Source organism: Amycolatopsis circi (assembly GCF_003385235.1).
Classification (GTDB): Bacteria; Actinomycetota; Actinomycetes; order Mycobacteriales; family Pseudonocardiaceae; genus Amycolatopsis; species Amycolatopsis circi.
Genome location: NZ_PQIA01000158.1, coordinates 1 through 21,673 on the forward strand (window position 1 = coordinate 1; position 21,673 = coordinate 21,673).

Annotated in this window: 18 protein-coding genes; 10 read left to right on the forward strand and 8 right to left on the reverse strand. The window is 68.0% G+C overall.

What is annotated here, in order from left to right; translation table 11 throughout:
• Positions 1–373: 373 nt before the first annotated feature.
• On the reverse strand, positions 374–1,798 hold the full coding sequence (locus D0D37_RS40375) for a bis-aminopropyl spermidine synthase family protein (protein ID WP_116205845.1): 1,425 nt from the start codon (positions 1,796–1,798) through the stop codon (positions 374–376).
• Between the two features lie 96 nt (positions 1,799–1,894).
• Here D0D37_RS40375 and D0D37_RS40380 point away from each other — a divergent pair, with 96 nt between their 5' ends.
• From D0D37_RS40380 to D0D37_RS40395, 4 genes are read left to right on the forward strand one after another with little or no spacing between them, the layout of a single operon-like run.
• Positions 1,895–2,983, forward strand: coding sequence for an ABC transporter ATP-binding protein (locus tag D0D37_RS40380; protein ID WP_116205846.1), 1,089 nt, complete (start codon positions 1,895–1,897; stop codon positions 2,981–2,983).
• Positions 2,983–3,675, forward strand: coding sequence for an ABC transporter permease (locus D0D37_RS40385; protein WP_116205847.1), 693 nt, complete (start codon positions 2,983–2,985; stop codon positions 3,673–3,675). The genes D0D37_RS40380 and D0D37_RS40385 overlap by 1 nt, the downstream gene beginning before the upstream one ends.
• Complete coding sequence (locus D0D37_RS40390; RefSeq protein WP_116205848.1) at positions 3,672–4,376, forward strand: ABC transporter permease; 705 nt, start codon at positions 3,672–3,674, stop codon at positions 4,374–4,376. The genes D0D37_RS40385 and D0D37_RS40390 overlap by 4 nt, the downstream gene beginning before the upstream one ends.
• Positions 4,373–5,263, forward strand: a complete 891-nt coding sequence (locus D0D37_RS40395) for an ABC transporter substrate-binding protein (RefSeq protein WP_116205849.1) — start codon at positions 4,373–4,375, stop codon at positions 5,261–5,263. Before D0D37_RS40390 ends, D0D37_RS40395 begins: the two co-directional genes overlap by 4 nt.
• Here D0D37_RS40395 and D0D37_RS48565 read toward each other — a convergent pair.
• The 5 genes from D0D37_RS48565 to D0D37_RS40415 all read right to left on the reverse strand — a co-directional run bounded on the left by D0D37_RS48565 (position 5,260) and on the right by D0D37_RS40415 (position 9,099).
• Positions 5,260–5,385, reverse strand: coding sequence for a hypothetical protein (locus D0D37_RS48565; protein WP_279630359.1), 126 nt, complete (start codon positions 5,383–5,385; stop codon positions 5,260–5,262). The genes D0D37_RS40395 and D0D37_RS48565 overlap by 4 nt on opposite strands.
• Positions 5,372–5,746, reverse strand: coding sequence for a hypothetical protein (locus D0D37_RS40400; RefSeq protein WP_116205850.1), 375 nt, complete (start codon positions 5,744–5,746; stop codon positions 5,372–5,374). The genes D0D37_RS48565 and D0D37_RS40400 overlap by 14 nt, the downstream gene beginning before the upstream one ends.
• A gap of 199 nt (positions 5,747–5,945) precedes the next feature.
• On the reverse strand, positions 5,946–6,473 hold the full coding sequence (locus D0D37_RS40405; RefSeq protein WP_116205851.1) for a GNAT family N-acetyltransferase: 528 nt from the start codon (positions 6,471–6,473) through the stop codon (positions 5,946–5,948).
• Between the two features lie 127 nt (positions 6,474–6,600).
• Positions 6,601–7,800 (reverse strand): MFS transporter, encoded by a 1,200-nt coding sequence (locus tag D0D37_RS40410; RefSeq protein ID WP_116205852.1) that lies wholly within the window; start codon positions 7,798–7,800, stop codon positions 6,601–6,603.
• Positions 7,801–7,860: 60 nt separating this feature from the next.
• Positions 7,861–9,099: an FAD-dependent oxidoreductase gene (locus D0D37_RS40415; protein ID WP_208720470.1), complete on the reverse strand. Its 1,239-nt coding sequence runs from the start codon at positions 9,097–9,099 to the stop codon at positions 7,861–7,863.
• A 150-nt stretch (positions 9,100–9,249) separates the two neighbouring features.
• Here D0D37_RS40415 and D0D37_RS40420 point away from each other — a divergent pair, with 150 nt between their 5' ends.
• The gene (locus D0D37_RS40420; RefSeq protein ID WP_116205854.1) at positions 9,250–9,702 is read left to right on the forward strand and encodes a nitroreductase family deazaflavin-dependent oxidoreductase; all 453 of its coding nucleotides are present in this window, start codon (positions 9,250–9,252) and stop codon (positions 9,700–9,702) included.
• Between the two features lie 102 nt (positions 9,703–9,804).
• Here D0D37_RS40420 and D0D37_RS40425 read toward each other — a convergent pair whose 3' ends face one another.
• Positions 9,805–13,491, reverse strand: coding sequence for a multifunctional oxoglutarate decarboxylase/oxoglutarate dehydrogenase thiamine pyrophosphate-binding subunit/dihydrolipoyllysine-residue succinyltransferase subunit (locus D0D37_RS40425; protein WP_116205855.1), 3,687 nt, complete (start codon positions 13,489–13,491; stop codon positions 9,805–9,807).
• 633 nt (positions 13,492–14,124) lie between these two features.
• On the opposite strand from D0D37_RS40425, the gene D0D37_RS40430 reads away from it, so the two are divergent.
• From D0D37_RS40430 to D0D37_RS40450, 5 genes are all read left to right on the forward strand, one after another.
• Complete coding sequence (locus D0D37_RS40430; protein ID WP_116205856.1) at positions 14,125–14,397, forward strand: hypothetical protein; 273 nt, start codon at positions 14,125–14,127, stop codon at positions 14,395–14,397.
• A 182-nt stretch (positions 14,398–14,579) separates the two neighbouring features.
• Entirely contained in the window at positions 14,580–14,921 is a 342-nt protein-coding gene (locus D0D37_RS40435; RefSeq protein ID WP_116205857.1) for a PadR family transcriptional regulator, read from the forward strand.
• Positions 14,911–15,294: a DUF1048 domain-containing protein gene (locus D0D37_RS40440; protein WP_116205858.1), complete on the forward strand. Its 384-nt coding sequence runs from the start codon at positions 14,911–14,913 to the stop codon at positions 15,292–15,294. Before D0D37_RS40435 ends, D0D37_RS40440 begins: the two co-directional genes overlap by 11 nt.
• Positions 15,291–16,061, forward strand: a complete 771-nt coding sequence (locus D0D37_RS40445) for an ABC transporter ATP-binding protein (protein WP_116205859.1) — start codon at positions 15,291–15,293, stop codon at positions 16,059–16,061. Before D0D37_RS40440 ends, D0D37_RS40445 begins: the two co-directional genes overlap by 4 nt.
• Positions 16,058–16,819 (forward strand): ABC transporter permease, encoded by a 762-nt coding sequence (locus tag D0D37_RS40450; RefSeq protein WP_116205860.1) that lies wholly within the window; start codon positions 16,058–16,060, stop codon positions 16,817–16,819. The genes D0D37_RS40445 and D0D37_RS40450 overlap by 4 nt, the downstream gene beginning before the upstream one ends.
• Positions 16,820–17,246: 427 nt before the next feature.
• On the opposite strand, the gene D0D37_RS40455 is transcribed toward D0D37_RS40450, so the two are convergent.
• The gene (locus D0D37_RS40455) at positions 17,247–21,002 is read right to left on the reverse strand and encodes an ABC transporter ATP-binding protein (protein WP_116205861.1); all 3,756 of its coding nucleotides are present in this window, start codon (positions 21,000–21,002) and stop codon (positions 17,247–17,249) included.
• Between the last annotated feature and the right edge of the window lie 671 nt (positions 21,003–21,673).

Genomic DNA, 21,673 nt, shown 5'->3' on the forward strand with positions numbered 1-21,673 from the left:
GGTGTGGGTGCCTCGTTCGTTGGGTGCGCTTGCTGCGGTTTGGTGGGTGGGTGGGGCTAGCGCCCCAATGTGGGATTGGGTGCATTTGACGCACCGAACGCCGCATTGGGTGCATCTCAGCGGCGGCGGCGGCGTGGCGGGGTGGTCCGTGAAGGGCCCCTTGAGGGAATCTAAGTCCCTTAAGGAGTCCTTCACGGGCGGCGGAAGTCCGTGAGGGGAACCCTGAGGGACTCAGAGTCCGTCAGGGTTCCCCTCACGTCCGTGTTGGCGGCGAGCAGTGGTTGCGTCGGAGCCGGGTCGGCTAGGCGAGAAATGATCGCGCTGGTCAGGGGCGGAGAGTGCAACCTGGCCGCTCAGCGACGCGCGCGAAGAATCAGCCGGGGAGCAGTTCTGCCAGGCGGTGTCGGGGCACGTCCACCAGGCGTAGGTCCGCCAAGTCCTCGGGGACGTTCAGTGCGGCGTTCGCCAGCCTCGCGTGGGCGCGCGTTAGCAGGTCGGACGGGTGGTCCACTACGTCTGCGGCGACGATGGCGTGGCGGTTGTCGGGAGTGCTGCGGAGCAGGCGCAGGCGGTATTTGTCCGCCACCAGCGCGGTCAGGGCCGCTTGTGCGGACGCGTCTGCGAGGTCGGGGTGGTTGTTCGGGACGAGCAGCGCCAGGCGGCGGGCGTTCGTGCCCAGCAGGGTGCGCAGGAGCCACGGGCCGGGGTCTGCGGAGAGGTCCATGGCTACGGCGTCGCCTTCGGGGCCGGACGTGGCCCAGCCGACTGGGCGGGTTTCCAGCGCCAGGCCGCCTTCGGAGGCGATTTCCCGGGCGGCGGCCAGCAGGCCCGGTTTCGTTCCGGCCGATTCTACTGACTGGGGGCCGTGGGTGTAGATCGCCGAGCTTCCCTTGCGGGCGAACGACTTCTTGGCCTTCGCGGTCGGCTGGCAGACGTACAGGTCCGCTGCGCTGCCGATTGCTTGTGCGCCGGTGTAGCGGTTGAAGTCGGGGAGGATCGCTTCGAAGGTCAGGCCCAGCGTCGCGAGCGAGCGCTGTACCTGTGCGCCTAGAGCGGGGTGGCGCGGGCTGTAGCCGTAGGCCAGCAGGATGCGGCCTTCGGTGGGTTCTCGAAGTGCCTGCACGGCGCGTGCGGCGAAGAGGCCCATGCCTTCCGGCGTGTAGGGCGGGTCGCTGAACACCAGGTCTGCCTTGCCGGTCAGGGCGGGGGGCAGGCCGACGCGCAGGTCTGCGTGTGCGGTGAAGATGCCGCGTTCGCCGGTTGCGTCCAGGTAGGACAGAACGCGTTCGTCGAGGTCCACTACGGACAGTTTGGCTTCCGGGCACACGGCGCGCACGGCCAGCGAGGTCAGGTCGTGGTCTCCCAGGAAGAGCACGTTGCTGCGGCGGAGGTCGTAGCGAGAGTTCAGCCACAATGCGCGGCGCAGCACCGTCTCCGGGGTCGCTTGCACGTGGTCCAGCGCGGCCAGCGGCGGCGGGACTGCGGCGATGCGTTCGGCCAGCATGGTGAGCAGGGCGGGTTGGTCTGCGACTGCTGCGTCGAGGGGATCGGGCAGGGGCGGAAGGGAGTAAACCGCGTAGGTGGCGCGCGATTGCGGGGCGATTCGGACGCCGGCGGGGGAGCGTTCCAGGTCCGGTTCCAGGGCCGCGAGGAGATCTTCGACGCTTCGGCGCGGGGCGGCGGTGAGTCGCACTAGGTCGGCCAGTTCATACGAGCCGCTGCGCAGCAGGCCGAGCACTTCGTAGAGCGGGCGGACGGCGGCGCCGTGTGCGGCGAGGACGTCGTCTAGGGCGGTCACGGGGTCCGAGCGTAGTAGGCCACCGTCCGGGACGGGCTGCCAAGGCCGCGCGAGTGGGCTACCGTCGGACTCTGCACCGCACGTGGGGAGAAGTCTGTGACCATCGAATTCCGAGACGTCGTCAAACGCTATCCGGACGGCACAGTCGCGGTCGACGGCCTCTCGCTCACCGTCGAAGACGGCACGATCACGGTGTTCGTCGGCCCGTCCGGCTGCGGCAAGACGACCTCGCTGCGGATGATCAACCGGATGGTCGAGCCGACCTCGGGTTCGGTTCTGCTGGACGGCAAGGACGTCAGCGAGGGCGACCCGGCGGTGCTGCGGCGCGGCATCGGATACGTGATCCAGCACGCCGGTCTCTTTCCACACCGGACAGTGCTCGACAACGTCGCCACGGTGCCGCTGCTGTCCGGATGGGACAAACGCAAAGCGCGCGCCCGTGCGGCCGAGTTGCTTGAGACGGTCGGCCTCCCGGCGGAACTCGGGAAGCGGTACCCGGCGCAACTGTCCGGCGGACAGCAGCAGCGCGTCGGCGTGGCTCGGGCGCTCGCCGCCGATTCGCCGGTGCTGCTGATGGACGAGCCGTTCTCCGCGGTCGACCCGGTGGTCCGGGAAGGACTGCAGGACGAGCTGCTGCGGCTGCAATCCCAGCTGGGCAAGACAATCGTGTTCGTCACACACGACATCGACGAGGCGGTGCGGCTCGGCGACAAGGTCGCGGTGATGCGCGTCGGTGGGAAGCTCGCGCAGTACGGCACGCCTGCCGAGGTGCTGCGGCATCCGGTGGACGACTTCGTCGCGTCGTTCGTCGGCCGCGACCGCGGGTATCGCGGGCTCTCGTTCCTCCCGGCGAGCGGCGTCGAGGTGTCGCCTGCTCGCACGATCGAACTCGGCAGCAAGGTCGACGGTCCGTCGCAGGGCTGGCTGCTCGCGGTGAACGACGAGAAGCAGCCGCGCGGGTGGCTGCCGCCTGGCTCCACTGTGGATGGTCCGCTGGCCGAAACCGACCTCGTGGCAGGCGGATCGCTGTACGTGCAGGGCACGCCGATCCGCGGGGCGCTCGACGCGGCTCTGTCTTCGCCGGCTAGCCTCGGCGTCGTCGTGGACGAGGAGAACCGCGTGCTCGGGACGGTGGTCGCGCACCAGGTCTTGGATGTAATCGAGGCCTCCCCGCAGGCGTCCTGATGGGCGACTTCTTCGGCGAACTCGGCCGGTACCTGTCGAGTTCCAACAACCGCGGCGAAATCCTCGCCAACCTGCTCGAGAACATCTATCTCGCGCTGGTGCCGCTGATCGCGGGCATCGTGCTGGCGATCCTGCTCGGCTGGCTCGGACATCGCTGGCGGCCCGCGCGCAGCGTGCTGCTGGTAGTCGGAAATCTGCTCTACACGATTCCGTCGCTGGCGCTGTTCGTGGTGATTCCCGGCATCATCGGGACGAAGATTCTCGACAGCGTCAACGTGATCGTCGCGCTGACCATCTACACCACCGCGCTGCTGGTGCGTCCGGTGCTCGACGCGCTGGAAGCCGTGCCGCCGCACATCGTCGCGGCGGCCACGGCGATCGGATATCGCGGGCCGCGCCGGTTCTTCAGCGTCGAACTGCCGCTCGCGGTCCCGGTTCTCGCGGCTGGAGTTCGGGTGGCGTCGGTGAGCAACATCAGTTTGGTCAGCGTCGGCGCGCTGATCGGCACCGGGGCTCTCGGAGTGCTGTTCACCGACGGATTCCAGCGGGAATACTTCTCGCCGATCGTGGTCGGGATCGTGCTGACGATGCTGCTCGCGCTGATCGTCGATCTGCTGCTGGTGTTGCTGCGCAATCTGTTGACGCCTTGGGAGAGAGCAGGTCGCGCGCCGGCCGCGGAGGTGGCCGGATGATCGGCGACGTCTTCACCTGGTTCACCACCGCAGCGAACTGGCAGGGCCCGGGCGGCATCCTCGCCCGCCTCGCCGAACACGTCGGTTACATCGCGCTGGCGCTCGTCATCGCGCTGGTGATCGCGATCCCGATCGGACTGTTCGTAGGCCACACCGGCCGCGGCGGCGTCGTGCTGGTCGGCGTCGGCAACGCGATCCGCGCACTGCCGACGCTCGGTCTCGTGACGTTCCTGTTCCTGCTCTTCACCGAAAGCACTACGGCGACGATCATCGGCCTGGTGGTTTTGGCGATCCCGCCGGTCCTGGCTGGTACGTACGCCGGTCTGCAAGCGGCCGAACATGATGTCGTCGACGCCGCGCAAGGCATCGGGATGACCGGCTGGCAACGACTGTGGCAGGTGGAGGTGCCGATCGCGCTTCCCTTGGTACTGGGCGGAATCCGCAACGCAGTGCTGCAGCTGATCGCGACCGCCGCCGTGGCCGCGTACGTCGGTCTCGGCGGCCTAGGCCGATTCCTGCTCGACGGACTGGCCATTTTGGACTACACCGAGGTCGTCGCGGGCGCGATTCTCACGGCGCTGCTGGCGATCGTGGTCGACCTGCTGCTGGCCGCGGCGCAGCGCGCGCTGGTGCCCAAGGGAGTCCGGCTGGCGGCGCAGGCAGCGTCCGGCCGGGCAGTGGCTGCGGGAGGTGCGGCGTGAAACGGTGGGGGATCCTGGTGGCCGGACTGGCGTTGCTGGCATCGGCGTGCGGAAACCCGTTGTCCGGCGGTGGCGAGGGCGGGAATACCGGCGACATCATTATCGGCGCGTCCGATGTCGGGGAAAGCTCTTTGCTGGCCCAGATTTACGCCGGGGCGCTGCGGAATGTCGGCGCGCACAACGTGACGGTGCGCCCGCCGGTCGGCAGCCGCGAGGTCGTGGTGAAAGCGTTGCAGGACAAGTCTTTGTCGGTGGTGCCGGATTACTCCGGGAACTTGCTGCGATACTTCGACAAGAACACCCCGGCGACCACTTCGGAAGATGTTTACGCACAGCTCAAGCAGAAAATCCCCGGTGGTTTCGAGGTTCTCGACCAGTCGCCCGCGCAGGACAAGGATTTGCTGGTGGTGGGCAAGGAACTCGCGGCCGCCGGGGTGAAGACCTTCTCCGATCTCGGACCGCGCTGCAAGGACCTGGTGATGGGCGGGCCGGGGCAGTGGAGCAGCCGGTGGAAGGACCGGATCAAGCAACTGTACGGATGCGAGTTCAAGGAAATCCGCACGACGGACACCGGCGGCCCGGTGACGGTGGCGGCTTTGAAGTCTGGTGATGTGCAGGTGGCGGACCTGTTCAGCACGTCGGCGACTATTGCTTCTAACGGGTTTGTGCCGTTGGAGGATGACAAGCACATGTTCCCGGCGCAGAACATCGTGCCGTTGGTGTCGCGGGGCACGTTGAATGATGCTGAAACGGCTGCGTTGAACCAGGTGTCGGCGGCGTTGACTACTGAGCAGCTGACTGAGTTGAACGTGCAGTACACGGACGAGAAGCGGAATGCCAAGGATATCGCTGAGGAGTTCTTGCAGCGGAACGGTTTGAAGGCTTAGCCGAGGGCGGGGTATCGCTCTAGGGTTGCTGCTTCGGCTTCGGCGGGGGTTATTTCGCTGTGGTGCTGCATGATCCAGGCGAAGTGGCGGCGTTCGTCTTCGACGTATTCATCCTCTGTCATAGCTGATCGCCTTCTCGATAGCTTCGAAGATGTCCGCGTCGGTCTCCTGCTGCCACGGCGGGAGCTGATCCCAGTCCGCGACATACGCTGGCTTCGGGTCCGGGATGTGCTGGTAAATCTGCGCGATCCAGCACAACGCCACGAAGCGGCTCTTCTGCGCCCGGCTCAGTTTCGCCGTGCTGCCACCGGAAATCTCGACGAACTGCCGAACCTGGGCGTAAACCGCGGCGGCACTGGCCCGCTCCCAGTCCGGCGTTTCTTCCCACGGCGTGATGTACCCGGGCTTGGGTTCGCCGGGGAAATGCCGTTTGACGCCAGCGATCCAGGCGTCGCGGAAGATGCGGCCGGGTTCCTCGGACACTGTGGCGCTCCTTGCGGGTCAGACGACCGAGACGGTCTTGAGCTGGACGATTTGCTGGTCGAGATGGCGAACGTGACTGTCGGTCAGAAACAGCTTCAAGTTGCGGCCGGAGACACGGCAGACACCGGTCCGTCGTCGCGTCACGGCGCAAGCTGGCGTTGAGCGAGCAAGAGACCGCAGAGTTCCTTCTCCAGAAGGCTCACAGCCGGTCGAAGGCCGCAGCGTAACGGAACGCGCCTCGGTTAGCTGGCTTGTACGCCGTGAGCTGGCGGGCCTGGAAGTGCGGCGCCCATTCCGGCACCGGCGGTGTGATGCCGAGCGTTTCGGCCAAGACGAAGCCGAAGCGGGAGTAATAGCCGGGGTCGCCTAGCAGAACGACCAGGCTGTAACCAAGAGCGTTGGCGGCGCCGATCGTCGCGTGGACCAAGGCGGAGCCTGCCCCGCTGCGTTGGTGCTCGGGGAGGACGCCTAGCGGGCCGAAGCCGATGGCGGATTCTGGGTCTTCGCCGAGGTGGCCTGGGCTGGAGCAGGCGTGGCCGATCACTTCGCCGTCGAGGAGGGCGACTAACGAGAGTGCGGGGAGCAGATCACCGTCCGCGGTGAGTTCGGTTACTAGCTTGGCTTCTGGCATTTCACCGGTGACGTCCTTGTTGTGGATACGGAACGCGGCGGTGTGCACGGCGTGGATCGCGGGTGCGTCGTCGGTGGTCGACTGGCGGATCTGCATGCGCCCAGTCTCCCTGAGTGGTGCCTTGTACGGAGATTGATTTTTCCGGGCCGCATTAGAGCGGAGGCAAGTGGCATACGCGGACGGCTTTTCAGTCCGGTTAACCTGGTGGTCGGCGAGGGCTGAATCAGGCCGTCGCCGCCTGCGGAGCAACCCGCGCCGGGCGGTCGTCTCGCATGAAGAGGAGGACCACTGCTCCCACAAGCGGTCCAGCGGCCAGAGTGAGGAACGCGGAGTAGAACGAGCCGGTCGCGTGGAAGACTGGGCCGACCACTGCGGGCACGATTACGCTGCCCAGTTGCCAAAAGGCATTCACCGCACCAGCGGCGGAACCGGCTAGGCCTGCGCCGGTCAGGGCGGGGATCATGGCGGCGGTCAGCGGGCTGTAGGCGTACGCGCCGATGCCGAGAATCGGGGCTGCCACTAGGAAAGCGCTGTAGCTGCTCAGGGAGCCGAAGACCAACAGGGCCGCGCCGAAGAGGATCAGGACGGCGATGATGGGGATTCGCCTGCCCAGGCCGACTTTGTCGGTGAGCCACCCGATCAACGGCTTGATCACGACCGCTGTGCCGGAGAAGATGACCACGACTACGCCAGCACGTACGGGGTCGATGTGTTCGCCGCGGATCATCAGGGTGTTGGACCACGTGACGAAACCGTAGGTGCCCCATAGGCCGCCGAAACCGGCGAGACCGAGCAGCAGCAGGTCGCGGTTGCGGAAGAGTGGGCGGGGGTTTGGCAAACCGCGGCGGGTGGAAGCGGAGACGGTGCCGTTGCGGATAAAAACCAGGCACAGCAGGCCTAGCACGACGGTGACTCCGCCGAAAAGGTGGTACGACACCGGCCAGCCGCTGTTCTTCACCAGGGTCGGGACGACGGCGTTGGCTACGACGGTGCCTAGCGAGGTCGCGGTCATGAAGATGCCGCTCGCCAAGCCGTGTTCTTCCGGGCGGAACCAGGTGGTGATCAGCTTGAGCCCGGCGGAGAAGTCTACTCCGGCGAACAGGCCGAGCAGGGCTTGCAGGACCAGGCCCCAGGCGATGGACGTGGTTGAGCCGAACCCGACCATCAGCACGCCCGCGACGAGCGAGCTAATGCCGAGGATCGCGCGGCTGCCCAGCCAGTCGGACAGGAACCCGCCCGCGGTGTTGGAGATGACGTAGCCGATGTAGTAGCAGGTGGCGAAGATCCCGAGCGCGGCCAGCGGCACGCCGAGCGAATCGCTGACCGCCGACGACGCCGGTCCCCAGGTCGACCGGTCTACCGAGGTCATCGTGAACACTGCCCAGCAGAGCAGAAGGACGACCCAGCGATAGCGGCTCGGCATGGGGGCTCCTTCGGCCTGAGGCGGATGATCAGGGAAGGTTCCCGTCACCGGCGCGGCGGGTCAAGCCAAGGCGTCCTGCCGGTGCAGCTCGGCGCGGATCGCGCGGACGTCGTGGGCTCGGCCGTCGACGTACTGGGCGGCGGCGATTCCTGCGGCGTGGCCCGTCGCGAAGGCGGTGCCCATGACTCGGACTGAGGCGTACGCGTCGTCGTCGGAGCTGGTCAGGCGGCCGACTGCCCAGAGGTTCGCGGTGTCGGCGGAGCAGATCGTGCCGTAGGGGAGGTCGTACCAGCCTCGGCCGGCGATCGGTTCGTAGCGGGTGACGCCCGGGCCCGCGTGGTCTTCGATCGGCCAGCCGCAGCGGCCGATCGACGCGTCGGGGCGTTTGCGGGCGGTCAGGACGTCGCGGCCGGTGAGTTGTTCGCGCCCGATCAGGTGCCGTCCTTCGCGGATGCCTATCTGCGGGCCGGTTTCTTCGAGCCGCGCGGAGGACCAGCCGCGAAGGTGTTTGCGCAGTGCGTCCAGGTATTGCCACGCCTGGCGGCGCGCGTTGGCTTCGTCGCGGCTTAGCGCGGCGGCGTCCAGGACGTCGGTTTGTTCGTCTGCCAGGAGCGCGATTACGTTGCGGGTCAAGGGAAGGTGCACGGCGATGCCGTAGTCGCGAGCCAGCTGGACGCCGGTTTCCCGTTGGTACGCGGCGACGGCGGCGCGCAGGCCCTCCCGCGAAAGGTCGGCGTCTTCGGGGACGCCGGAGAAACGGCAGACGAGCGTGCTGGTTTGCCGGTCGTTCAGCGGCGCGACGCGGACGGCGGCTCCAGCGGCGGCCAGGAGGGCACCGTCGCCGCTGCCGTCGACGAACGCACCGGCGGTGACTCGTTCCAGGCCGCCGCGGTGGTGCAGTTCGACCTTGGTGACGACCCCGTGCGTTCGCTTCGCGCCGATCAGCTTGGTGTGCAGCAGGACGTCCACACCCGCGGCCGCGGCCAGCTCGTCGTAGACCAGTTTGGTGGTTTCCAGGTCGAGCAGGACGATCTTGTTGCCGGTCCAGCCCATCGTCTTCTCTTCGTAGGCGCCGCGTTGGCGCAGCCGCTGCAGCACCTCCTCGCCGACGCCCGCGACGACCTGTTCGCCGGTCTGGTCGAAGAAACCGCACAGGGTCAGCACGGAACTGATCGTCGCCGCGCCGCCCAGGTACGGGTACTGCTCGACCAGCAGCACCCGTGCCCCGGTCCGCGCCGCCCCTGCCGCGGAGGCGATACCCCCAGCACCGCCTCCGACTACGACGACGTCGTAGTGCACTCCAGCCCTCCTCGGGTGTTTGTGAACCAGTCAACTTGGTCCGCCCGGGGCGCCGCCACTGCCGTTCCGGCACCCCGGGCATACCCGGAAGGTATATCTATGGATACCAGAAAGTATGAAACTCATACAAGATGGCGTACGCTCGGAATCATGGACACCAAGGCAGCCGGATACCGGCGCAAGGTCAACACGATCAATCGGTTCATCACCGCTCTGCAGCGCGCGGGGCTCGCGTTCGGGCCGATGGAGCTGCTCACCGTCTCCGGACGGCGCAGCGGCGAGCCGCGGACGTTTCCGTTGGCGGTACTGAAAGTCCAGGGCGAGCAGTACTTGATCCAGGCGTTCCCGAAGGCGGCGTGGGTGGCGAACGTGCGCGCGGCCGAGGCGGGGACGCTGTCGCGCGGTCGACGGTCGCGCCGGGTGCGGTTCGTGGAACTGCCGGTCGGGGAGCGCGGGCCGGTGCTGCGGGAGGTGGTGGCGGCCGGGCCGGCGAGCGTGGGGAAGCGTTACGTCACGACGGGGTTGGCGGAGTCGCCGACGCCGGACGGGGTCGCGGCGGCCGCGGGGAGGATCGCGGTGTTTCGCGTGGAGGCGGCCGGGTAGGTGGTCGTGAGTGGCGATGCCGGTTCTAACCGGGATCGCCACTCACGACGACGAAGGCCGCCGCGGAAACGAATCCCGCGGCGGCCTCCGAACGAACAACGATCAGTCGAACGCCTTGGCGATCAACGCCTTCTGCTCGACCTCGTGCACCTTGGACGAACCGGCCGACGGGGCGGCCATCGGACGCCGCGCCACCACGTCGAGCCCGCCGAAGAACTCCGGGAACTTCCGCGGAAGGTTGAGGCCGAAGAACGGCCACGCGCCCTGGTTTTCCGGCTCTTCCTGGACCCACGCGATCTGCTGGGCGTTCGTGTAGCGCTCCACCGCCGCCAGCAGCTTCTTCTTCGGCAGCGGGTAGTACTGCTCGATCCGCACGATCGCGACGTCGTCCGCACCGCGCTTCTCGCGCTCGGCCACCAGCTCCCAGTAGAGCTTGCCCGAGGTGAGCAGCACCTTGCGGACCTTCGCCGGGTCCTGCGTGGTGTCGTCGATGACCGACATGAACCGGCTCTGGCCGGTGACGTCCTCGACCGACGACGTGGCCGCCTTGTTGCGCAGCATCGACTTCGGCGTGAAGACGATCAGCGGACGCTGGATGCCGTCGAGGGCGTGCCGGCGCAGCAGGTGGAAGTAGTTCGCCGGGGTGGAGGGCACCGCGACGGTCATCGACGCCTCCGCGCAGAGCGCCATGAACCGCTCGATCCGGCCGGACGTGTGGTCCGGGCCCTGGCCCTCGTGGCCGTGCGGCAGCAGCAGCACGACGTCCGAGCGCTGGCCCCACTTGGCCTCGCCGGAGGAGATGTACTCGTCGATCACGGTCTGCGCGCCGTTGACGAAGTCGCCGAACTGCGCTTCCCACATCACCAGCGCCTCGGAGTTCGCCACCGAGTAGCCGTACTCGAAGCCGACGGCCGCGTACTCCGACAGCGCCGAGTCGTAGATCATCACGCGGCCCTGGCCGTCGGCCAGGTGCTGCAGCGGCGAGTACTCCTGGCCGTTCTTGCGGTCGATGAACACCGAGTGCCGCTGGGTGAAGGTGCCGCGCCGGGAGTCCTGGCCGGACAGCCGCACGAGACGGCCTTCCATCGCCAGCGAGCCGAACGCGAGCAGTTCGCCGAACGCCCAGTCGATGCCGCCTTCGCGGGACATCTTGTGGCGGCGCTCCATGACCGGCTTGACCCGCGGGTGCGGGGTGAAGCCCTCGGGCAGGTTGACGAACGCGTCGCCGATCTGCTCGACGACCTCGCGCGACACGGCGGTGGTGACCTTCGCCGGGATCTGCTGCTCGCCCTCGACCGACGGGCTCGCCTTCGCCGGGTGCCGCTCGAGTTCGCGGACCTCGTTGAAGACGTGCTCGAGCTGGCTGGAGAAGTCGCGCAGCGCGGCCTCGGCCTCCTCGACGGAGATGTCGCCCCGGCCGATCAGCGATTCGGTGTAGGTCTTCCGGACCGAACGCTTGGAATCGATGATGTCGTACATCGCCGGCTGAGTCATCGAGGGGTCGTCGCCCTCGTTGTGGCCGCGGCGGCGGTAGCAGACCAGGTCGATCACGACGTCCTTGTGGAACGCCTGGCGGTAGTCGACCGCCAGCTTCGCGACCCAGTGCGCGGCCTCCGGGTCGTCGCCGTTCACGTGGAAGACCGGCGCGCCGATCATCTTCGCGACGTCGGTGGCGTACTGGCTGGACCGCGAGTGCTCCGGCGCGGTGGTGAAGCCGACCTGGTTGTTGACGACGACGTGCACGGTGCCGCCGGTGCGGTAGCCGCGCAGCAGCGCCAGGTTCAGGGTCTCGGCCACGACGCCCTGGCCCGCGAAGGCCGCGTCGCCGTGCATCAGGACCGGCAGCACGGTGTAGCCCTCGCCGCCCTTGTCGAGGACGTCCTGCTTGGCGCGGACGATGCCCTCGAGCACCGGGTCGACGGTCTCCAGGTGCGACGGGTTGGACGCCAGCGACACCCGGGTCTCCCCGTCGCCGAACATCCGGAAGTACTTGCCCTCGGCCCCGAGGTGGTACTTCACGTCGCCGGAGCCGTGCGCCTGGCCCGGGTCGAGATTGCCCTCGAACTCCTGGAAGATCTGGCTGATCGGCTTGCCGACGATGTTCGCCAGCACGTTCAGCCTGCCGCGGTGCGGCATGCCGATGACGACCTCGTCGAGTTCGTGCTCGGCGGCCTTGTCCAGGATGGTGTCCAGCAGCGGGATCGCGGTCTCGCCGCCTTCCAGCGAGAACCGCTTCTGGCCGACGTACTTGGTCTGCAGGAAGGTCTCGAACGCCTCGGCGGCGTTGAGCTTCGACAGGATGTACTTCTGCGCGGACGGCTCCGGCTTGCTGTGCCGGACCTCGACGCGCTCCTGGATCCAGCCGCGCTCCTCGGGGTCGAGGATGTGCGTGTACTCCACGCCGACCGTGCGGCAGTAGGAGTCGCGCAGCACGCCGAGGATGTCGCGCAGCTTCATCCGCTCGCGGCTGGAGAAGTCGCCGACGGCGAACTCGCGGTCCAGGTCCCACAGGGTCAGGCCGTGGCTGAGCACGTCCAGGTCGTGGTGGCTGCGCTGGCGGTAGTTCAGCGGGTCGGTGTCGGCCATCAGGTGGCCGCGCATCCGGAACGCCTCGATCAGCTCCATGACGCGCGCGGTCTTGTCGACCGGGCCGTCCGGGATGTCGGCGACCCAGCGGATCGGCTCGTACGGCAGCCGCAGGCTGGTGAAGACGTCGTCGTAGAAGCCGTCCTCGCCGAGCAGCAGCGCGTGGATGCGCTTCAGGAACTCGCCGGACTCCGCGCCCTGGATGATGCGGTGGTCATAGGTCGAGGTCAGCGTCATGATCTTGCTGACCGCGAGGTCGACCAGGGTCTTCTCGCTGGTGCCCTCGAACGCGGCCGGGTACTGCATCGCGCCGACGCCGATGATCGCGCCCTGGCCCGCCTGCAGCCGCGGCACCGAGTGGTTCGTGCCGATGCCGCCCGGGTTGGTGAGCGAGATGGTGGTGCCCGCGAAGTCGTCCGCGGTGAGCTTGTTCGTGCGGGCCTTCTTGACGATCTCCTCGTAGGCCTGCCAGAACTGCATGAAGGTCATGTTCTCGGTGGCCTTGATGGAGGCCACGACGAGAGTGCGGGAGTCGTCCTTGCCCTTCATGTCGATCGCGAGACCGAAGTTCACGTGCTCCGGCGTGATCGCGAACGGCTTCCCGTCGATCACCTGGTAGTGCCGGTTCATGTTCGGGAAGTCCTTCAGCGCCCGCACCATGGCGTAGCCGATGAGGTGCGTGAAGGAGATCTTGCCGCCGCGGGTGCGCTTGAGGTGGTTGTTGATGACGATGCGGTTGTCCGCCATCAGCTTCGCCGGGACCGCGCGCACGCTGGTCGCGGTCGGCACGGTGAGCGAGGCGTCCATGTTCTTGGCGATCGCCGCCGCGGCGCCGCGCAACTGCTTGGATTCCGGCGCGGACTTGGCTGCCGGAGCGGCCGCGGCGGGGGCCGCCTTGGCTGCCGGGGCCTTCGCCGCCGGAGCCTTGGCCGCGGGAGCCTTGGCGGCGGGTGCCTTGGCCGCCGGCGCCGCCGGGGACTTCGCGGACGGGGCGGGCTTGGCGGCGGGGGCCGGTGCGGACGCCTTGGCCTCTCCGTTCCCTCCCGCTTGCGTGCCGTTGCCGCCTGGAGTGGGCTTGTAGTCGGCGAAGAAATCGTGCCAGGCGGCGTCTACCGACTGGGGGTCCGCGAGAAACCGCTCGTACATTTCTTCGACGAGCCACTCATTGGCACCGAACTGCGATGCGGGACTGCTGCTGGCCACGGCTGGCTCTCGCCTCTATCCATTCTCGATCCGATATCACAAGCATCTGCTGACCGCCAGGCTAGTCCCCTGCCGGTGGCCCGAAACACGCCACCTGGACGCTCGTGAGACAGGTCATTGTCTGGATCGGTTGAGAGGCCCAGCCTGACAGACAGCAGGGCCCACCGTACGCGTCGCAAGGGCCGAATGCCGTCACCTCGGCCGGTTTGGGGTGATCCCGGACACAGCGGCTGCCCTGTGTCGCGGCTCGCTCGGATGGCGGTGGCGGGTGGCTCTGTTGGTCCGGACCACGTGCGCCGGGCGGTTGGTTCGCGCCGCGGCTCTCGGCTGGCGGCGGTCCTCGCCGGTGCGCTCGTGCGCCGGTGCCGGGTTGGGCTGGCGGTGACGCGGGCTGGCGGTGAGGTCGGGCCGCCGGTGCCGTGCTGTCCGGTCGGCCGTCGTGGCGGCTCGGACCGGGCGTCCGAGGGGCCGGGGTCGTTCATCCGGATAGGGCGGTGTGCGGTCGTTCGCGCCTGTTCCGGCCGAGTTGGGATCTGCGTAGCGGGTCGTTCACTGTGCGGTGTTGTGCTGTCGAAAAGGCTGCGTCCTCCCCCGGGCGCAGCGGTTTCCGACGCGCGAGGCGGTGATGACGCGATGTGGCTGGTCGAATGCCCGTCGTTCTGGGACCAGGGATTGATCCGTCCGCTCGTCACCGAGCACGGCGAAGTCGTGCTGATGTGCGATTCCTGCACCGCGGTGTGGCGAACCCCGTCCGGCATCGAGGAGTTCGAGCACGTCGAGCCGGAAGCGCCGGAGTGGTCGATCGGCTCGGACACGCACGTTCGCCCCGGGACGACTCGCTGGGCCGAGCTTGCCGACGTCGCCTCGGCAGGGTGGGGCGACCTCCGGTGGCGCGAACTGCCCTGATCTCGCGGCGCGAGGTCTCTCGAACCTGACCTGCCGGTCTCATCCTGCCTGGACGTAGCCGCGTCGCCCGGGCTCTTTGGCCTGCCTCCTCGCGGAGGTCGCGAAATGCCTCTCCCTGTCACCGGTAGTCAGTGTTACTATCTACCGGTACTCAGCATTACTGACTAGCTAAAGGGCGTTCGATGGGCAAGCAGGCGACGGAGATGCTCAAGGGGACCTTGGAGGGCATCGTCCTCGCGATTCTCGCCGGTCGGCCCGCCTACGGGTACGAGATCACCTCCTGGCTGCGCGAGCGGGGGTTCACCGATCTCGCCGAGGGCACCGTTTACGCGTTGCTCGTGCGGATCGAGCAGCGCGGGCTCGTCGACGTCGAGAAAGTGCCGTCCGAGAAAGGGCCGCCGCGCAAGGTCTATTCGTTGAACGCCCTGGGGAGGGCGAATCTCGACGAGTTCTGGCGGAACTGGCGTTTTCTCTCGGACCGGCTCGAACAGCTGCGCAAGGAGGGAATCGATCATGGGGAATGAATCCAAGAGCAGGTATCAGCAATATCTGGAGGTGGTCATCGGGCCGCTGGAGGACAAGAAGCGGTACCGGCGGTACAAGGAGCGCGTCGAGGAGCTGCCGCCGGACTACCGGGCGGCGATCAAGGCCCTGCACCGGTATCTGCAGTACCTCGGACCGGGGACGTCGGCAGGTCATCTGCGGATGCTGGACGATCTCATCGACCTGTTCGAGCAGAGCGTGGCGGACGGGACGACCGTCCGGGGCATCGTCGGCGACGAGCCGGTCGAGTTCGCGGAGGAGTTTCTCCGCAGTTATCCCGAGGGCAGCTGGATTTCCCGGGAACGGACCCGGCTGACCGAATCCATCGAGCGCGCCGTGGGCGGTGCGGCATGACGACAGCGGCGATTCGGGTGCGAGGGCTGCGAAAGTCGTACGGGAAGCTGGAGGTGTTGCGCGGAGTCGATTTCGAGGTGGCGCGGGGCAGCATTTTCGCGTTGCTCGGGTCCAACGGGGCGGGCAAGACCACGGTGGTGCGGATCTTGTCGACGCTGCTCAAGGCCGACGCGGGGGAGGCGGAGGTCAACGGGTTCGCGGTGGCGAGCCAGGGGGCGGACGTGCGCGAGTCGATCAGCCTCACCGGGCAGTTCGCGGCGGTCGACGAAATCCTTACCGGGCGCGAAAACCTGGTGCTGGTCGCCAAGCTGCGGCATCTCGAAAACCCGGGCGCGATCGCGGACGGGCTGCTTGAGCGGTTCGCCTTGACCGACGCCGGGGCGCGGAAGGTGTCGACGTATTCCGGGGGTATGCGTCGCCGTCTTGACATCGCGATGAGCTTGATCGGGGACCCGCAGGTCATTTTCCTCGACGAGCCGACGACCGGGCTCGATCCGCAGGCGCGCAACGACGTCTGGAAGGCGGTCGAGGAACTCGCCGAGCAGGGGGCGACGGTGCTGCTCACCACGCAGTACCTGGACGAGGCCGAACACCTCGCCGACCGGATCGCGATCCTGCACGAGGGGCGAGTGCTCGTGAACGGCACGCTGGACGAACTCAAGCAGCTTCTTCCGCCGGCCAAGGTCGAGTACGTCGAGAAGCAGCCGACGCTGGAAGACGTGTTCTTTTCCCTCGTCGGCACCGGAAGCAAGGGGGACGGGCAATGAGCAACCACTTCGTCGCCGACAGTTCGGTCCTGTTAGGACGGTCGCTGCGGCACATCACCCGCAGCATGGACACGATCATCACCACGACGGTCACGCCGATCGTCATGCTGCTGCTGTTCACGTACGTCTTCGGCGGCGCGATCAACTCCGGCTCCGAGTCGTATGTGACGTACCTGCTGCCCGGCATCCTTCTGATCACCGTCGCGTCCGGGATCGCCTACACCGCGTTCCGGCTCTTCCTGGACCTGAAAGGCGGCATCTTCGAACGCTTCCAGTCCATGCCGATCGCGCGCTCGGCGGTGCTGTGGGCGCACGTGCTCACCTCGCTGATCGCGAACCTGATCTCGGTCGCGGTCGTGGTGCTCGTCGCGTTCGCGATGGGTTTCCGCACCAGCGCGGGACCGCTGGCGTGGCTCGCGGTGCTCGGCATTGTCGTCCTGTTCACCCTGGCGCTGACCTGGATCGCGGTGATCCCCGGACTGACCGCCAAATCCGCGGACGGCGCGAGCGCGTTCTCGTACCCGCTCATCTTCCTGCCGTTCGTCAGCTCGGCCTTCGTGCCCACCGGCACGATGCCGGGGCCGGTGCGCGCTTTTGCCGAACACCAGCCGGTGACGTCGATCGTCAACACGATCCGGGATTTGTTCGCGGAGCGTCCGGTGGGGAGCGGTGTCTGGACTGCGATCGCTTGGTGTGTGGGGATTTTGGTGGTGGCGTATTTCTTCGCCAATGTGATTTATCGGCGGAAGATTTCTTGAGTCGCTTCAGCGTTCGGTTGTAGCGGGTAGCGCGCGTTGGTTGCGGCTGGTTCGCTGTGTTGTTCGGCGATGCGGTTGTGGGTGGGCACCGCGCGAGTGTCTGGTGGGTAGTGGTGCTCGCGCGGGTGTGTCGGGAGTTTGGCGGTGGCGTGGTTCTTCGGCAATGTGATCTGTCGCCGCGAGATCTCCCGGCTCATCCCAGCGCACAGCCGCACGTGGTGCCAGTCGCCGGGGCCGGTTCGGTGTGCGTGGTGTTTGGCGTTGCGCTCTGTCGCCGCGAGATCTCGTCAGTTATGCAGCGTGCAGGGTTGTGCGTGGTGCCTGTCGGTCGTGGCTGGTTCGGTGTGTTGTTCAGCGATGCGGCTGTGGGTGGGCACCACGCGAGCGCCGGTGCTCGCGTGGTGTGCCGGGGCCTAGGCGGTCGCGGTCATCCCAGTGCCCACAGCCTCGCGTAGTGGCCCTCCGCTGCGACCAGTTCGGTGTGCGTGCCCTGTTCGACGATGCGGCCGTGGTCGAGCACCACGATCCGGTCGGCTTTCGCGGCCGTTGCCAGGCGGTGGGCGACTACGAAGGTGGTGCGGCGGCGGGCGAGGTGTTCGGTGGCGCGCAGGACGGTGGCTTCGGTGGCCGGGTCCAGGGCGGCGGTGGCTTCGTCCAGCAACAGCACGTCCGGGTCGACCAACTCGGCTCGGGCCAGTGCGACTAGTTGCCGCTGCCCGGCGGACAGGGAACGGCCGCGTTCGCCTACTGGTTGCCGGAAACCGGCGGGCAACGCGGCTACGCCGTCCAGCGCGCCGACTGAGCGTACGGCGGCCTCGACCTCCGCGTCGGTGGCTTCGGGGCGGCCGTAGCGCACATTGTCGGCGACGGTGCCGGAGAATAGGTGCGCTTCCTGCGGCACCACACCCATCCGGGCGCGCAGTGCGGGCAGGTCGTACTCGCGGACGTCGACCCCGTCGATCAGCACCGCGCCGCCGGTGGCGTCGTAGTAGCGCGCGACGAGCTTCACCGCGGTGGATTTGCCCGCGCCGGTCGCGCCGACCAGCGCGACGGTTTCTCCTGCCGCGACGTCGAGCGTCAGGTTCTCCAATGCGGGCTTATCCGTGCCGGTGTAAGCGAAATCGACGTCCTTGAACCGCACTTCGCCGGACAGGTGCGCGGGCAGTTCGACCGGTCGCTCAGCCGCGGGCACCGACGTTGGCGTGCGCAGCAGATCGCCGATGCGGCTCAGGCCGACGCGCGCCTGCTGGTAGCCGTCGAAGACCGAGGACAGTTGCTGGATCGGCGAGAAGAACTGCTGCAGGTACAACAGGAATCCCAGCAGCACACCGGCTTCGAGAGTGCCGCCGGCGACGCGGTGTGCGCCGACGACCAGCACCGTCGTGGTCGCCAGATCCGACATCAGGGAGACAAGCGGGAAGTATGTCGCGATGTACCGCTGCGCGCGCAGCCGCGATCGCCGGTAGTCGTCACTTCGCGACGCGAACACCTCCGCCGAACGTTCTTCGCGCGTGTACGCCTGAGCGACGCGCAGACCGCTGACGTTCTCCTGCATGTCCGCGTTGACGACGCTCACCTTCTCGCGCGCCTCGCTGTACGCGCGCGAAGCGACCCGCCGGAACACAAAGGTCGCTACGAGCAGGATCGGCAGCATGGCTAGCGCGTACACGGCCAGTGCGGCATCGGTGACCAGCAGCGCGACAGTGATGCCCACCAAGGTGAGCGCGCTGACCACCGCGGTGGCGAGGCCGGTCTGCAGGAACGTGGACAACGCGTCGACGTCCGTCGTCATCCGGGTCATGATCTTCCCGGACAACTCGCGCTCGTAGTAGTCCAGCCCGAGCCGTTGCAGATGTGCGTAACTGCGCACCCGCAGCGAGTACAGCACCGTCTCGCCGACGCGCGCGGTGAGCCGCGTCTGCCAGCGCACTACGAACCAGTCGGCCGCCACCACGAGTGCGCCGATTCCGGCCAGCAGCCACACGACGCTCGCCACCCCGGGCAGCACGCCGTGGTCGACCCCGCGCTGGTACAGCGCGGGCAGCGCGAGCGAGGCCAGTGCGTCGGCCGCGACCAGGCCGACCACTCCGGCGAGCGGCCACCGCACCGGACGCAGGATCCGGGACAGCCGGAAGCCGGGATCCGGGGCCGTGACGTCCACATCGGACAGTCGGGGGCGGTCAGCGGCCGGGGGCAGCCGGCGGACGCCTTCCAGCAGCTCTGGGGTAGGCGGCACGTCCGCGCCGCCGCTGCCCGCGAAGCCGGTCCCGCCGCCTGGCGCACCGCCGCGGGACTGCGCGGCCTCGGCGAGAGCGTCGACTTCGTCGCGTTCGTCGCGCGGCCACAGCACTGCCGTGGTGCCGTCCGCGCCGGGCTCGAGGTTGTCGCAGCGGTGCGGTTTCTCGACGTCGTCGCCCGGTCCGGCGACCAGTTCGCGGAACAGCGCGCACCGCGCCAGCAGTTCCTCCTCGGTGCCGACGTCGACCACTCGGCCTTGGTCCATCACCGCGATCCGGTCCGCGAGTTGCAGCGTGGAGCGCCGGTGCGCGATGAGCAGCGTGGTGCGCTCGGCGGTGACTGCGCGCAGCGTGTCGTGGATCGCGGCTTCGGTGACGGTGTCGATCGCCGACGTCGCGTCGTCCAGGATCAGCACGCGCGGGTCGGTGAGCAGGGCCCGGGCGAGGCCGAGCCGTTGCCGCTGCCCGCCGGACAGCGTGAGCCCGCGCTCGCCGACCTCGGTGGCGTATCCCTCCGGAAGCGCGCGGATGAACTCGTCCGCTTCCGCCGCGCGGGCGGCCGCGAAGACCTCCTCGTCGCTCGCGTCCGGGCGGCCGTAAGCGATGTTGTCGCGCACCGACGTGGAGAACAGGAACGCTTCCTCGAAGACCACGCCGATCGCCTGCCGCAGGTCCTTCAACGGCACGTCGCGCACGTCCAGCCCGCCGACTCGCACCGAACCCGAGTGCACGTCGTAAAAACGGGGCAGCAGCATGGAAATCGTGGACTTGCCCGACCCGGCCGTGCCCACCAGCGCGAGTGTTTCGCCGGGGCGCGCTTCCAGGGTGAGCCCGTCGAGCACCGGGTCGGTGCGGGTGTAGCCGAACTTCACGTCGTCGAGTTCCACGCCCAGCGTGCCGGGCGGCAGCGGCCGCGCGTCGGGGCTGTCGGTGACCTCCGGCTGCGCGTCGATCAGCTCGTACACCCGCTCCGCGCCAGCCCGCGTGAGCTGCGCCTGCACGACCAGCCCGGACAGGAACCGCGCCGGGCCGATCAACGCGGCGAGATAGGTGGCGAACGCGAGGAACGTGCCCAGGCTGATCTGCCCGTTCAACGCCAGCATGCCGCCAATCGCCAGCACCGCGACCTGTCCCGCGGCAGGCAGTGCCGACGTGGTCGCTGTCGGCAACGCGGACAGCTTCGCCGCGCGCAACCGTTCCGCGAAAAGCTTTCGTGCCGTGCGCTCTAGCCGGGCGACCTCGCGCGCCTCCTGCCCGAACCCCTTCACCACGCGCACGCCGGTGACGGTTTCCTCGACGTGCTGCGCGACATCCGCCGCACGCTGCTGCGCCGACCAGGTCGCCGGGAACAATCGCCGCCTGCTCAGCGCCACGACAATCCCGACCGCTGGCGCGACCACCAGCGCGATGAGCGTGAGCAGCGGCGACATCCACAACATCGCGCCCAGCGCCAGCACGGCGAAAATCACCGACCCCGCCGACAGCGGAACCTGCATCAACAGCCCGGTGACCAGCTGCAAATCCGAAATCGCCCGCGACACGACCTGCCCGGTGCGCAACGCGTCCTGCTTCCCGCCGTCCAGCCGCGACACCGCGCCGAACACCCGGTTCCGCAGATCGTGCTGCACGTCCAGCGCCAGCCGCCCGCCGACATACCGCCGCAGGAACGCCGACCCGAACGCGACGACCTGCAACGCCACCAGCCCCACCGCGAGCCCGCCCAGCTGCGACGTGTGCCCGGCCACCGCGTCGTCCACCGCGGACCGCACCAGCAACGGACTCGCCGCCTGCACGCCGACGCTCAAGATCGCCGCCGTCATCGCGAGCACGACGACGCCGCGGTGCTCCCAGCAGGCAGCGGACAACCGGCGCACCCAGCCGACCGGTGGGGGCGCCGTCTCAGCAATCGGACGGTCTTGACGCGCAGGCGTCGCAGTGGTGGTCACATCACAAGGTTAGGGAGCGGCACCGACAATTTATTCCCGAGCGAGCCGCTGGCCCGGACCAAACGGGCACAACCGGCGCTGCCCGAGGCGGAGGTGACGAACGGCACGCCAGCGGAGCGCGAAGGACCCCGGAAGCCGCATGGAGCAGGGAAACCCTGTTCCAGCCAGCAAAGGTGAAAGGTTGAACGTTCACCTGGTCGCGGGGAAGAACCCCGGCGAAATCCACCCCCGGACGCGCGCTCCCGCCCAATGTTCTTTAAGCTAGTACTCGGCGACCCGCTCCCAGTGACCCCCAGGCTGGTTGAGCGGGTCGCCCCTTCTGGCCCTTCCCTACTCGCGCCTGGCGGCGCTTCGTCGGGAAGGGGCGTCGTATTACCCGGGGGGCCGAGCCCCCCGGACCCCCGCGGTGCCTCCGGCGGCGGTTGGGCGGTGGGTGGGGTTGGAACGAAAAAGACTTGTGGCATAAGAAAAGCGGCGAGGCTTGAGGCCTCGCCGCTTTTTGTGAGTGGTGGGTTACGCCAGGGCGGTTTCTACTGGGGTGTGGGGGAGGTTGTGGGCGGTGTCGACAGTTTCGTTCGTCAGTGCGCCTGAGTGGGTGTTCATGCCCACCGCCAGGGATGTGTCTGCCGACAGGTCGGCTTTCCAGCCCTTTTCCGCCATCTGTACCTCTT

What these genes read in the sequence shown, in the direction of transcription:
- D0D37_RS40385 (WP_116205847.1), top strand. Translation starts at nt 2,983, where the DNA reads ATGGGCGACTTCTTCGGCGAACTCGGCCGGTACCTGTCGAGTTCCAAC.
- D0D37_RS40390 (WP_116205848.1), top strand. Translation starts at nt 3,672, where the DNA reads ATGATCGGCGACGTCTTCACCTGGTTCACCACCGCAGCGAACTGGCAG.
- D0D37_RS48565 (WP_279630359.1), bottom strand. Translation starts at nt 5,385, where the DNA reads ATGACAGAGGATGAATACGTCGAAGACGAACGCCGCCACTTCGCCTGG.
- D0D37_RS40405 (WP_116205851.1), bottom strand. Translation starts at nt 6,473, where the DNA reads ATGCAGATCCGCCAGTCGACCACCGACGACGCACCCGCGATCCACGCC.
- D0D37_RS40410 (WP_116205852.1), bottom strand. Translation starts at nt 7,800, where the DNA reads ATGCCGAGCCGCTATCGCTGGGTCGTCCTTCTGCTCTGCTGGGCAGTG.
- D0D37_RS40420 (WP_116205854.1), top strand. Translation starts at nt 9,250, where the DNA reads ATGGACACCAAGGCAGCCGGATACCGGCGCAAGGTCAACACGATCAAT.
- D0D37_RS40430 (WP_116205856.1), top strand. Translation starts at nt 14,125, where the DNA reads ATGTGGCTGGTCGAATGCCCGTCGTTCTGGGACCAGGGATTGATCCGT.
- D0D37_RS40435 (WP_116205857.1), top strand. Translation starts at nt 14,580, where the DNA reads ATGGGCAAGCAGGCGACGGAGATGCTCAAGGGGACCTTGGAGGGCATC.
- D0D37_RS40440 (WP_116205858.1), top strand. Translation starts at nt 14,911, where the DNA reads ATGGGGAATGAATCCAAGAGCAGGTATCAGCAATATCTGGAGGTGGTC.
- D0D37_RS40445 (WP_116205859.1), top strand. Translation starts at nt 15,291, where the DNA reads ATGACGACAGCGGCGATTCGGGTGCGAGGGCTGCGAAAGTCGTACGGG.
- D0D37_RS40450 (WP_116205860.1), top strand. Translation starts at nt 16,058, where the DNA reads ATGAGCAACCACTTCGTCGCCGACAGTTCGGTCCTGTTAGGACGGTCG.